The organism is Niveibacterium sp. 24ML (assembly GCF_026586805.1).
Classification (GTDB): domain Bacteria; phylum Pseudomonadota; class Gammaproteobacteria; order Burkholderiales; family Rhodocyclaceae; genus Niveibacterium.
The window spans coordinates 161,476-173,708 of sequence record NZ_JAPFHA010000006.1 but is presented as its reverse complement, the minus strand read 5'-3'; the positions used below and the strand labels follow the sequence as shown (position 1 = coordinate 173,708).

The 12,233-nt window shown below is 65.9% G+C and carries 7 protein-coding genes and 1 pseudogene; 4 read left to right on the top strand and 4 right to left on the bottom strand.

Annotated features, from left to right (window positions below; genetic code table 11):
- Positions 1–244 precede the first annotated feature (244 nt).
- The gene (locus tag OPU71_RS07590; protein ID WP_267726873.1) at positions 245–2,257 is read left to right on the top strand and encodes a methyl-accepting chemotaxis protein; all 2,013 of its coding nucleotides are present in this window, start codon (positions 245–247) and stop codon (positions 2,255–2,257) included.
- Positions 2,258–2,283: 26 nt separating this feature from the next.
- On the opposite strand, the gene OPU71_RS07585 is transcribed toward OPU71_RS07590, so the two are convergent.
- Positions 2,284–3,789, bottom strand: coding sequence for an AmpG family muropeptide MFS transporter (locus OPU71_RS07585; RefSeq protein ID WP_267726870.1), 1,506 nt, complete (start codon positions 3,787–3,789; stop codon positions 2,284–2,286).
- A gap of 264 nt (positions 3,790–4,053) precedes the next feature.
- On the opposite strand from OPU71_RS07585, the pseudogene OPU71_RS07580 reads away from it, so the two are divergent.
- Together OPU71_RS07580 and OPU71_RS07575 are read left to right on the top strand one after the other, a co-directional pair.
- Positions 4,054–6,309: pseudogene (locus OPU71_RS07580) on the top strand (ribonucleoside triphosphate reductase).
- An 8-nt stretch (positions 6,310–6,317) separates the two neighbouring features.
- On the top strand, positions 6,318–7,049 hold the full coding sequence (locus OPU71_RS07575; protein ID WP_267726868.1) for an anaerobic ribonucleoside-triphosphate reductase activating protein: 732 nt from the start codon (positions 6,318–6,320) through the stop codon (positions 7,047–7,049).
- A gap of 67 nt (positions 7,050–7,116) precedes the next feature.
- Here the strand turns inward: OPU71_RS07575 and OPU71_RS07570 are convergent, their stop codons facing one another.
- The 3 genes from OPU71_RS07570 to OPU71_RS07560 all read right to left on the bottom strand — a co-directional run bounded on the left by OPU71_RS07570 (position 7,117) and on the right by OPU71_RS07560 (position 11,741).
- Positions 7,117–9,171, bottom strand: coding sequence for a PhoX family protein (locus OPU71_RS07570; RefSeq protein WP_267726866.1), 2,055 nt, complete (start codon positions 9,169–9,171; stop codon positions 7,117–7,119).
- Between the two features lie 105 nt (positions 9,172–9,276).
- Positions 9,277–10,740, bottom strand: coding sequence for a carbonic anhydrase (locus OPU71_RS07565; protein ID WP_267726862.1), 1,464 nt, complete (start codon positions 10,738–10,740; stop codon positions 9,277–9,279).
- Between the two features lie 59 nt (positions 10,741–10,799).
- Positions 10,800–11,741 carry a DMT family transporter gene (locus tag OPU71_RS07560; RefSeq protein ID WP_267726859.1) on the bottom strand — a complete coding sequence of 314 codons (942 nt, stop codon included), beginning with the start codon at positions 11,739–11,741 and terminating at the stop codon, positions 10,800–10,802.
- A 3-nt stretch (positions 11,742–11,744) separates the two neighbouring features.
- Between OPU71_RS07560 and OPU71_RS07555 the strand changes: the two genes are divergently transcribed.
- The gene (locus OPU71_RS07555; protein ID WP_267726858.1) at positions 11,745–12,125 is read left to right on the top strand and encodes a Crp/Fnr family transcriptional regulator; all 381 of its coding nucleotides are present in this window, start codon (positions 11,745–11,747) and stop codon (positions 12,123–12,125) included.
- The last annotated feature ends 108 nt before the right edge of the window (positions 12,126–12,233 follow it).

Genomic DNA, 12,233 nt, shown 5'->3' with positions numbered 1-12,233 from the left:
GTGAGGGCTGCAGTGTAAGGCCGCACTGGCCGTGGCACCGCAGCCGAGCGGGTTTGCTTGTGAGCATGTCGTGAGCCAGAGTGTAGTTGAGGTGACGATGCATCCACCTGAACCGGGCGAGGCAAGCGACACTCGGCATGGCTGTTCGCCAAGCGTGAATAATCACCTGCGGGCGCCCTCAAGTCTGGCGGCACGATGCCGCTAGGCAGGAAACCGACGACGTTCGCACGCGAGAAGGCACGCCATGAAAGCGCTGTTCAGACCCGCCATCAGCCTGATGAATCGGCTCAGCTACCCCGGCAAGTACCTCGTCATGGGCTCCATGACCTCGCTGGCGATCCTGATTCTGCTGTTTCATCTCTTTGTGTCGATGAGTGGCGAGATTCGCCATGCAAACAGCGAGTTGCAGGGGCTCGAACGGATTCAGGAAACCCATAAGCTGATTCGCGCCCTGCAGATTCACCGGGGGGCTTCGACTGCCGTGCTGTCGGGCAACAAGGCGCTGGAAGAGACCCGCGCCGCGCGCGAAAAAGAGATCGGCGAGATGCTCGGCGTGATCGACCAAGCCATCGCCGATCGCCCGATCGCGCGCACGGAGCCCTGGCCGGGCATCAAGGCCAAGTGGGATCAGCTGCGTGGTGGCTGGGCGCAGTCGGCCCCGCCAGAGAACATCGCGGCGCATACCCGGCTGATCGACGATAGCCTCGTCTTCCTCGTCGCGTTGGCCGACGAATATGGCTTGATGCTCGATTCGGAAACCGACGCGTTCTACCTCATCGACATCGTCGTCAACAAGCTGCCCAGCGTGCTGGAAAGCCTTGGGCTCAGCCGCGCGCGGGGCACGGCGATCCTCACCAAGAAAGAGATCAGCGAGGCGCAGAAGATCGAGTTCGCTTCCCTGCTGGCGCAGGTGGATGGCCAGATGCGGCTCTATCGTCTGGGGCTGGAAAAAGCCACGCGCGGGCACGCGCGCGACAAACTGGCCGGCGCCGGCGACGAACTGGGTTCGGCGGTGAAGGACGTGACCGATCTGGTGCGGCAGGACATCATGGGCGCAAGTTTTACGACCGACCCGAAGGCCTACTTCGATCTGACCACCCGCACCATCGACAAGGGCTACGACAAGCTGCTGACGACGATGATTCCGGCGACCGCGCAACTGATCGAAGCGCGGATTGACGCCAATCGCCGCGCGATGCTGATCAACTTCTCCAGCGTGGTGATCTTGCTGGCGTTGGCGATGTGGCTGTGGCTGGGGGCCTACTTCGCGATGATGGAACAGATTGCCGATTTCTCGCGCGGTGCGCGCCAGATGGCGCAGGGCGATCTGACCGTGCGGATTGCCGACCGCACGCGCGACGAGATGAGCAGCCTGGTCAAGAGTTTCAACACCATGGCCGATGCCTTCGCGAGCCTGATCCGCAAAACCCGTGAAAGCGCTGATCGCGTCAGTGCCGCGTCGCAGGAAATGGCGCGCTCGGCCTCCGAGATATCAAGTGCCTCGCAGCAAGAGGCAGACGCTGCGTCGAGCATGGCGGCATCGGTTGAGCAGATGACGGTGGGCATATCGCACATCAGCAGCAGCGCCGATGAGGCTGGCGGGGTTGCCGCTGAAGCGGGGCGTGTTTCGCTCGATGGCGAGGCGGCCGTCTCGCGGGTGGTCAGTCAGGTGCGCTCGGTGGCCGAGGCCGTGTCGGGTGCCTCGGCGGTGGTGGAAGACCTTGGTCGCCATTCCGACGAGATCAGCAAGGTGGTCGGGGTAATCCGCGAGGTGGCGGATCAGACCAACCTGCTGGCGCTCAATGCCGCGATCGAAGCGGCCCGTGCGGGCGAGCAGGGGCGTGGCTTTGCGGTAGTGGCCGACGAAGTGCGCAAGCTCGCCGAGCGCACGGCGAAGTCCACGCATGAAATCACCGCGATGATCGAGATCATCCAGCGCGGCACGCGAGAGGCCGTCGAGTCAATGAAGACCGGTGTGTCGCGGGTCGAACACGGGGTTGGCCTGACCGAAGCGGCGGGCGCATCGATGCAGGCCATTCACAGCGGCTCGGCGCAGGTCACGCATGCGGTGACCGATATCTCGATGGCCCTGCGTGAGCAGAGCAGCGCGGCAACCAAACTGGCGCAGCGGGTTGAACAGATCGCCCAGATGGCCGAAGAAACCAGCGCATCGGTGGCCGATAACGCGGAGACAGCACGCCATCTGGAGTCGCTTGCCGGCGAACTGCAGGCCGAGATCAGCCACTTCAAGCTCTGAGCGACGGCGCGGCAGGCGCCGCGCGGTCAATTGGCCGGCCGGGTGGCGAGCGCGTCGATCGGTGTGCGCATCGCCCACACCATGGCCACACCCGGCACGGCGAGCAGGATCGACAGCACAAAGAAGGCGGGCCAGCCGATCGAAAGCGAGAGCACGCCCGCCAAGGGGCTCACATAAATGCGGCCGACCGCCGCCAGGGCGGAGAGCAGCGCATAGTGCGTCGCCGAGAAGTGCTTGCTGCACAGGCTCATCAAGAGGCCCACAAAGGCCACCGTGCCCATACCGCCGGTGATGTTCTCGCCGGCCACCACTGTCAGCAACAGCGAGTCGAGCAAGGCTGGCTCGCGCAGTGCCACGAAGCCCCAATCGAAGGCGGGCAGCATCACCCCGCCCCACGCGCCCTTGCCGAGTACCGCCAGCAGCAGGAAGCCGGCATTCGATACCCCCTGCAGCACGCCGAACAGCAGCAAGGCGCGGAACAAGGACAGCCGCAGCATCATTGCGCCGCCCAGCAGGGCGCCGATCACTGTCAGCCAGATGCCGATCAGTTTGTTGGCGATGCCGACTTCCGCCTGCGTGAAGCCGACCCCCTTGATCAGGAAGGGCGTGGTCAGGCTGCCGGCGAAGGCGTCGCCCAGTTTGTAGAGCACGATCAGCAGCAGGAAGGCGCCTGCGCCACGCACCGACATGAACGCATCGAGGGATCGATTCAGGGTTTCGAAGCCCGCGCGCCGCGCCGCCACCCAGGCCAGGGGCAGGGCGATCGCGATTTCGGTCAGCACGAACAGGAGTTGGACCCACTTGTTCGCGTCATCCGGGTTCAGCCCCAGCGCCCGCAGGCCATAGTGGCCGATCGCCCAGCCCAGCACCACGGCCACCAGCATCGCCGTGAAGCCGGTGAGTTCCTGGCGCGGCGACGAGGCCAGCGGCCGCGACACACTGCTGACCGAGGGCACCAGCAGCAGCGAAACCCCGGCGGCGGCCACCATCACGCCAGCCATCACCAGGTAAACGCGCGGCCAGCTTTGCCATTGGTCGGCCCAGATCAGTGAAAGCCCGCCCGAGATGATCATTGCCATGCGGTAGCCGAACACATGCAGCGAGGCGCCCAGGCCTTGCTCAGGCGTGTCGCCAACCAGATCCGTCCGGTAGGCATCCACCACCACATCCTGCGAGGCAGAAAGGAAGGCGACCAGTACCGCCGCCTGCGCGAACAGCAGTTGCTGGGTGGACGGCGAAAGGCTGGCCATCCAGGCAAGCACGCCGGCCAGCGCAAGCTGGGTGCTTACCAGCCAGCCACGCCTGCGCCCCAGCAAGGGGGGCTCGAAGCGATCCATCAGCGGCGCCCAGAGAAACTTGAAGGTGTAGGGCATGCCGACCAGCCCGAGGAAGCCGATGGTGGCGAGGTCTACGCCATCCACGGTCAGCCAGGCCTGCATGGCCTGCCCGGTCAGTGCCAGCGGCAGGCCCGAGGCGAAGCCGAGCAGGAGGATTGCAAACAGGCGGTGGGATCGTTGGATCGTTGCGAACACGGTGGAAGTGGGTGCGTTGGCCTGGCGCCGATTAGACCATGGCGGGCGCCTGCCAGGGGCAGGCGCAGCGGGGCGAGCGCCTCGCGCAGGCGGCAGGCCGCGTGCCGCAACACCCGCACGGTGGCTCGGCATGCAAGCCCGCCGCGCGCCCGGATTGACCTCCATCAAGCGACGTCATGCTTTCCAGATTCCGGATGGGCTGAGGTGCCGTGTACGACATATAGTTACGAATCGACGCCTAAACACTACAGGTTGTATATCGCGATGAGTGCGCTCTCCCCAGTCTCCCAGCCTTTGCTTGGCGCCCTGCCGGCGCAAGTCCTTAAACGCGACGGGCGCACGCTGCCCTTTGATGTCGCGAAGATCCGCAAGGCCATCGCGGCGGCTGGTGCCGCCTCGGGCGAGTTTGAGGCGGGCGAAGCGGCGCGGCTGACCGCCACCGTGGGCAAGGTGCTGGCACACCGCTTTCACGGCCAGACGCCCAGCATCGAGGCGATCCAGGACATCGTCGAGCAGGTGCTGGTGGCGGCGGACTGGTTCGCCACCGCGCGCGCCTACATCGTCTACCGCGAGCAGCGCGCCAAGCTGCGCACCGACCGCCGCGCGGTGGTGGATGCAATCGGTTCGATCAACGAATACCTGTCTCAAAGCGACTGGCGGGTGCGTGCCAACGCGAACCAGGGTTATTCGCTCGGCGGCCTGATCCTCAACGTCTCGGGCAAGGTGATCGCCAACTACTGGCTGAACCATGTGTATCCGCCCGAGGTGGGCGAGGCGCACAAGCAGGGCGATGTGCACATCCACGATCTGGACATGTTGGCCGGCTACTGCGCCGGATGGTCGCTGCGCACGCTGCTGCAGGAAGGCCTCAACGGCGTGCCTGGCAAGGTTGAATCCGGGCCGCCCAAGCACCTGGGCAGCGCGGTGGGGCAGATCGTGAACTTCTTCGGCACGCTGCAGAACGAATGGGCCGGCGCGCAGGCCTTCAGCTCCTTCGATACCTACCTCGCCGCCTTCGTACGCAAGGATCGCCTCGGCTACGACGAGGTGCGCCAGTGCATGCAGGAGCTGGTCTACAACCTCAACGTGCCATCGCGCTGGGGCACGCAGACGCCCTTCACGAACCTGACTTTCGACTGGGTCTGCCCGGAAGACCTGAAGGAGCAGATCCCCTACATCGCGGGCGAGGAAATGCCCTTCGCCTACGGCGATCTGCAGGCCGAGATGGACATGATCAACCGCGCCTTCATCGAAGTGATGATGGAGGGCGACGCCAAGGGCCGCGCCTTCACCTTCCCGATTCCGACCTACAACATCACGCCGGAATTCGACTGGGACCACGCCAACTGCGTGCCGCTGTTCGAGATGACGGCCAAGTACGGCCTGCCTTACTTCCAGAACTTCGTGAACAGCGAACTCAAGCCGAACATGGTGCGTTCGATGTGCTGCCGGCTTCAGCTCGACCTGCGCGAACTCTTGAAGCGGGGCAACGGACTTTTCGGCTCGGCCGAGCAGACCGGATCGCTGGGCGTGGTGACGATCAACTGCGCGCGGCTGGGTTACGTGCACCGCGGTGACGAGGCGGCGCTGTTTGCGCGCGTCGATGAACTCGTCGAACTCGCCCGCACCAGCCTTGAGATCAAGCGCAAGGTGATCCAGCGCCACATGGATGACGGCCTCTTCCCCTACACCCGCCGCTATCTGGGCACGCTGCGCAATCACTTCTCGACCATCGGCATCAACGGCGTGAACGAGATGATCCGCAACTTCACCGACAACGCGGACGACATCACCACGCCGGCTGGCGAAGCGCTTGCCCTGAAGCTGCTCGATCACCTGCGCGCACGCATGAGCCAGATCCAGGAAGAAACCGGCCACCTCTACAACCTCGAAGCCACGCCGGCCGAAGGCACCACCTACCGCTTCGCGAAGGAAGACCGCAAGCGCTGGCCCGAGATCCTGCAGGCCGGCACCGACGACCACCCGTACTACACCAACTCGACGCAGTTGCCGGTCGGTTTTACCGGCGACCCCTTCGAGGCGCTGGAGCGCCAGGAGGCGATGCAGTCGAAGTACACCGGCGGCACCGTGCTGCATCTGTACCTGGGCGAGCGCATCGACTCCGCTGACGCTTGCAAACAACTCGTGCGCCGTTCGCTCGAACGCTTCCGCGTGCCCTACATCACCATCTCGCCGACCTTCTCGATCTGCCCCAAGCACGGCTACATCGCCGGCGAACACAAGTTCTGCCCGAAGTGCGACGAGGAACTGCTGGCGAAGAAACGCGCTGCCGCGCCCTTGCACTGACCCCCACACAGGAGCCCGAACATGATTCACGAAACCCGTACCGAACGCTTCGCCGGCCACCCGGAATTGAGCGATGCCGAACGCCAGCCCTGCGAGATCTGGACCCGAGTGATGGGCTATCACCGCCCGGTCGCATCTTTCAACCGCGGCAAGCAGGGCGAGTTCTACGAGCGCCAGTACTTCCGCGAAACCGCGTGCTGCGGCAAGGTCTGACGCCGCCGATGGACTTGCCCGAACACGACGCGCCGCGCCCACCCTGGCAGCAGCGCATCCAGGTCGGCGGCTTCAACGCGTTCTCCACCGTCGATTGGCCCGGCCGGCTGGCCGCCGTGGTATTCCTGCGCGGTTGCCCCTGGCGCTGCGGCTACTGCCACAACCCCGAGCTGCAGACCCGTACCGGCCCGGCGCCGATCGCCTGGGACGATGTCGAAGCGCAGCTCGCGCGCCGGCGCGGCTTCATTGACGGGGTGGTGTTCTCCGGCGGCGAACCGACCGCCGATCGCGCGCTGCCCGATGCGATTGCACGCGTGCGGGAACTGGGCTTTGCGGTTGGCCTGCACACCGGCGGCGCCTATTCGGAGCGGCTCGAAGCCTTGTTGCCGCAGCTCGACTGGGTTGGCTTTGACCTCAAGACTGACCCTGCCGAGTACGAAACCGTCACCGGCGTGCGCGGCAGTGGCGCGCGCGCCTGGGCGTCGGCGAAGGCGCTGGTGGCCGCCGGCGTCGCGCATGAGTTCCGCCTCACCTACCACGGCGCGCTGGTTTCGCCCGCTGCGGCGCAACGGGTTGCACAGCTTGCGGCGCACCTGGGGGTGGAGGACTTTGCCTTGCAGGCCTTCCGCGCCGAAGGCTGCGGGCAGGACTGGCTGATGCGCGAGGCTGCGCTGCCGGCGGCGCTCGTGTCGCGGATCGAACCCTTGTTCCCCCGCTTCAAGCTGCGCAGCGCCAGCTGAAGGGGCTGCGGCAGAATGAAAAAAGCCCGCACATCGCTGTGCGGGCCTTTTCCGTTCTGGCGGGAGGTCAGCTGCCGACCTTGCCGCCGTCGTCGCGCCAGATCACCACGGTGGCTGAGCGCGGGCGCCCGCCGGCGCCGTTGTCCGGCCACTTGCTGAAGGCGAGCGGATTGCGCGCGATGTAGTCGTCCATCCCCTGGCCGGCGGCCGGCGTCGGCCGGTTCGGGTGGCTGCCCACTTCGCCCGGGTGCTGCACGTTGATGAACACCGTTTTCTGATCCGGCGTGAAGCTGATACCGGTGATCTCGCAACCGGCCGGGCCGACGAGGAAGCGGCGGATTTCCTTTGTCGTCGGGTCGGCCACCAGCATCTGGTTGTTGCCCTGGCCGGCGTAATCACCGGTGTTGGCGAAGCTGCCGTCTGACTGGATCCACATGCGGCCGTCGGCGTCGAAGGCAAGGCCATCCGGGCTGTTGAAGGTGTTGTCGACGGTGACGTTGGCCGACCCGGCCTTCGGCGTGCCGACGTTGGCGGCGATCGTCGGGTTGCCGGCGATGACGAAGTGATCCCAGTCGAAGCTCAGCGCCGCGGCGTCCTTGCCGGCTTCGCGCCAGCGGATGATCTGGCCGTAGACGTTCTTGGCGCGCGGGTTGGCGTCGTCGGTGGTGGTGCGGCCGCTGTTGTTGGTCAGCGTGCAGAACACTTCGCCGGTCTTCGGATTGGCGGCCACCCATTCCGGGCGGTCCATCTTGGTCGCGCCCACTGCGTCGGCGGCGTTGCGCGTCATGATCAGCACGTCGGCCTGCGTTGCGAAGCGGGTGTCGGCGGCGAGGGTGGGGTTGGCCACCTTGTCGAGCAGGATCCATTCGCCCACGCCCATCGAATCGCCGGTGGTGGCGCCATCCAGGAAGCGCGCCACGTAGAGCTTGCCGGCATCGAGCAGGTTGCGGCCGCTGGCCGGGTTGGCCGGGTCGTATTTGGCGTCGGAGATGAACTTGTAGATGTACTCGCCGGCCTGGTCGTCACCCATGTAGACCACCACGCGGCCATCCTTGGCAATCACCAGTTCGGCGTTCTCGTGCTTGATGCGGCCCAGCGCGGTGCGCTTCTTCGGCGTTGAAGTGGGGTCGAAGGGATCGATCTCCACCACCCAGCCGAAGCGGTTGGATTCGTTGGGCTCGCTGACATAGTCGAAACGCTTGTCGAACTCTTCCCAGCGGTAGCCGGAGCTCTTGCCGGAGAGGCCGTAGCGCTTCATCAGATCGTTGCGGGTATCCGCGCCGCTGGTGGTGCCGAAGTAGCCGTTGAAGTTCTCTTCGCAGGTGAGGTAGGTGCCCCAGGGCGTGAAGCCATTGGCGCAGTTGTTCAAGGTGCCGAAGACCAGGGTGCCGGTCGGGTCGGCGCTGGTGGCCATTGCGGCGTGGCCGGCCGCCGGGCCGGTGATCAGCATCGGCGTGTTGGTATGGATGCGGCGATTCCAGGCGGAGCCGACTTGCACCTTCCAGCCGCCGGCTTCCTTCTTGATGTGCACCACAGAAACGCCGTGCGCATGCTGTGCCTTGCGCACCTTGTCCAGCGTCCACGGGGCGAGGAAGTCGGTCTGCGCCGGATCGGCCTTGAACAGGTATTCGTAGTTGCAGTACTCGTGGTTGAGCACCAGCAGGCCTTCATCGCTGCGCGGCTTGCCGGCGGCGTCGTTGAAGGGGAAGAAGTGCATGCCGTCGTGGTTGTCGCCAGCCTGCAGCGCTTGCTCGGCGCCGCTCTCGGAGGCATCGCCCTTCCATGCCGGCGAGTTCGCGAACAGGGCGTCACCCCAGCGGTACAGCACCGCGTGGCTGTAGCCTTCCGGCACGACGATGGCATCGCTGCTGGAGGTGGCGACGGCCTTGAAGTTCATCATGGCAACCGGCGCGGGCGGCGTCGGTGCAACCGGCTCCGGCGTCGGGGCTGCCGTGCTGTCACCGCCACAGGCGCTGAGCGAGCCGCCCAGAAAGGCCAGCGCGCTGAAGCCAAAGGTGTTCTTGAGCATCGTGCGGCGCGACATCGTGCGCGCAACGACCTGGTCGATGTGTTCGTTCGCGGACGGGTTGACCGAAATCGCGTCGAAGTCTTTTTCTTGCATTGTTATCAGCTCCTGAAGGGGCGCCGCGCTGCGGATTGCAGGGCGACAAGCGGCCGTGATCTTCAGGGAGCTGTGTTGCTGCTTGTTTACCGGCGTGTTACAGCTTCAGCGCGACTCCTTGATGATGCGGTCGCCCGGCGGCTGGATCGGACGCGCGTTGTTGCGGTAGAAGCGCGAGAAGATCGAAATCTGCTCCGGCGAGATCAGCACCGGCTGCCGCATCACCATCCACAGCACGCCCTCGCTGCATGGCGGCGTGGTCAGCGAGCCCATGTAGGTGAAGTAGCTGCGGTCGGCCGGCAGCAAGTCGGCCGGGTTGATCGCGACACTGGGCTGGTACGACACGTTCTTCTCCAGCGGCAGGTTGTTCCACAGCGTCTGGATCAGCGGATGCTCGGCACCGCGATCGAGCAGCACCGCGATCACCGCGAGCTTGCCGTCGAGATCCTTGTGTACCAGGTGCGCCACCATGTCGAAGCTGCGGCCATCAATCCGCTCTTCGGCCGGGCGGTGGAAGTGGAGCTGCTGCAACTCATAGTTGCGGCCCATGATCTGCATGTTGAGCCCGGCGCCCACGCTGACCTGGATCGTGTGGCCGTTGTCGACGATACGGAAGTAGCTGGGCTTGTAGTCGAACTTGATCGGTTCGAGCGCCACCTTGATGCCGTCGCGGATGTCGATCGGCGACTGCCGCGTGCCGCTTGCGCAGGTGGCAAATTCGGGCTTGAGGCGCGACCAGTTTTGCGGCCCGGTCTCGCCCTCGTAGCTCCAGTGGCCGTGCACATGCGCAGCCGGCATGGCTTCTGCCGCGTGGGCCGCAGTTTCGGTTGGCGCGGGCTTGGGCGCGGGTTTGCGCGCCGGCGGTGGGCGGTAGTAGCGCGGCGTGCTGCTGGGGGCTGCCGTGGGCGGTGGCGCGACCGGTGCGCTCGCGTGAGCTGGCGCCGGCGCTTCGGCAGCGCGCGGCGCGGGTTTGGGCGGCAACTGGATCAGTGGCTTGCCGGTGATCGGTTTCTCCGGTAGCGGCGGTTCGGCTTTCGCTTCGTCCTTCACCATCTGCAGATCGGCGTGGCGCACGGCCGGACTTGCGCGCTCGATCCTTGGTGCTGGCGCAGCGGGTTTGGCGCGCTGGCTGGCTGCCTCGGCCGCATTCGCGATCCTGGCCAGTTGCTGCAGCGATGCGGGCTTGCAGACTTCCTTGTAGAAACGGTCGTCCAGCGTACCGGGCTGGATCGTGATCGGCTTTTGTGTGCCGGCGGACTCTTCGCGAATCGTCAGGCCCTTGCTGTCGAGGTACACCCGCTTGACGGTCAGGAAGGTCTGGCTGCGGCAGTCGTAGCGATTGAGCGCCTTGATCGTCTTGTAGCCTGCGCTTTCCACCTCTTCGTCGGCGAGTACGATGCGGCCCCAGGCCACCTTGGTGCCGGCATCCGACGCCAGAACGCTGTCGCGATCCAGATCGATTACCCGACCCTTCTCGCGCGCGATCTGCAGCCAGTCGGCGCCGCAGGCTGGCGGGGCGATGGCGCTGAGGGCGGTGAAGGCGAGCAGGCTCAGGAAAGGGGTGCGCATGGTGCTGCTCCGGCAAGGGCTCCTGACCGTATTTTCGGCCTGCGCTGGCAATGCTTGAGCTAATCGCGCAAGACCAGAACCCCCGCCGACAGGATCAGCACCCCGCCGGCCAGCGTGCCGAGGCCGATCGGCTGGCCCAGCAGGGCAATGCCGGCCACGGCGGTGACCACCGGTTCGAAGGTGGACAACATTGCCGAGCGCGTGGCCCCGAGCCGGCGCAGGCCCGCCAGAAAGCTGCTGACGCCCAGTACGGTGGACAGCAAGGCGATCGCGAGTACGCCAGCCCAGGCGGCCGCGCTATGCGGCAGCACCAGGCCGGTGGGCAGGCTGAGCGCGGCCATCGCAAGGCAGGCGGCACTGCACACCACAGCCGCCTGCGAGAGCGCGGGCACCGAGGCGGGCAGGCGCCGCCCAGCCAGGGTGTAGAGCGCGTACATCAGGCCGGCGAGCGCGCCAAGCGCAACGCCGGCGGGCTGCGCTCCGTGCGCATAGCCGATCGTGAGGGCGCAGCCGAGCAGCGCGCAGCCCAGCGCGAACAAGCGTCTCGGCGTGGCGCGTTCGCGCAGCAGCAACCAGGCGAACGCGGTGACGAAGGCCGGGTAGAGGTAGAGCAGCAGCGCCACCACCACCGCCGGCGCCATCGTCAGCGCGGTGAAGTAGCACAGCGCGACACCGGCATAGCCAAGGGCACCCATGCCGGCCAGCAGCCAGAGCGCACGCCCGCGCGGCAGCGGCAAGCCCCGTACGCGGACAATCGCCCACAAGATGGCGGCGGCAAGGCCGAATCGCAGCGTCAGCAGATCGGTCGGGCGCAGGCCGTCTTGCCAGGCGAAGGCGCTGAACAGCGGCATCAGGCCAAAGCAGCTGGCCGCCAGCAGGATGAAGCCGGTGCCGGCAAGTTTGTCTCGATCGAATCGGGGCATCGGGGTCAGGTATCTTGGGGCGTGGGGGACTTGCACCGGCACGCTGCGGTAGTCATCGGTGGGCTGTTGTCCGGACATCCCGTGCTCTCACAGCTTGATGCCGAAACGCCTGCCGCGCCGATTTTCGCACTGATCGAACGCAACGGCGGATTTACACGCCGCATGCTCGCCGGTTTGTCGATCCGGCTGCCTTCGCGGGGGCAGGATGTCGAGTCCTGTTCGCTGCGCTCGTCGACCCGGCGATTGTTTGGCGACCTGCTGCGCAATGCCGACGAAGCCGGCGGCCACGGCGCCGAGATCGACCTGGAAAACAGCCAGCGGCTGCTTGCCTCGCGCCTGAACCTGACGCCCGAGAGCGTTTCCCGCATCCAGCATGCGCTCACCGAAGCCCGGCTCATTTCGGTGAACGGCAAGCACATCAAGATCCACGACCTCGCCAAGCTCAACGCCTACGAGGGTTGAGGGCCTCCGGGCGCGTGCCACGGCCGCCGCATGGTGTGATGCCTGCGCGAAATCAGACAACAAAGGCTCAGGTTTCCGGCCGCGCGGTCGATGATCAGGCTTGTATCG

What these genes read in the sequence shown, in the direction of transcription:
- OPU71_RS07590 (WP_267726873.1), top strand. Translation starts at nt 245, where the DNA reads ATGAAAGCGCTGTTCAGACCCGCCATCAGCCTGATGAATCGGCTCAGC.
- OPU71_RS07565 (WP_267726862.1), bottom strand. Translation starts at nt 10,740, where the DNA reads ATGCGCACCCCTTTCCTGAGCCTGCTCGCCTTCACCGCCCTCAGCGCC.
- OPU71_RS07560 (WP_267726859.1), bottom strand. Translation starts at nt 11,741, where the DNA reads ATGTCCGGACAACAGCCCACCGATGACTACCGCAGCGTGCCGGTGCAA.
- OPU71_RS07575 (WP_267726868.1), top strand. Translation starts at nt 6,318, where the DNA reads ATGGACTTGCCCGAACACGACGCGCCGCGCCCACCCTGGCAGCAGCGC.
- OPU71_RS07570 (WP_267726866.1), bottom strand. Translation starts at nt 9,171, where the DNA reads ATGCAAGAAAAAGACTTCGACGCGATTTCGGTCAACCCGTCCGCGAAC.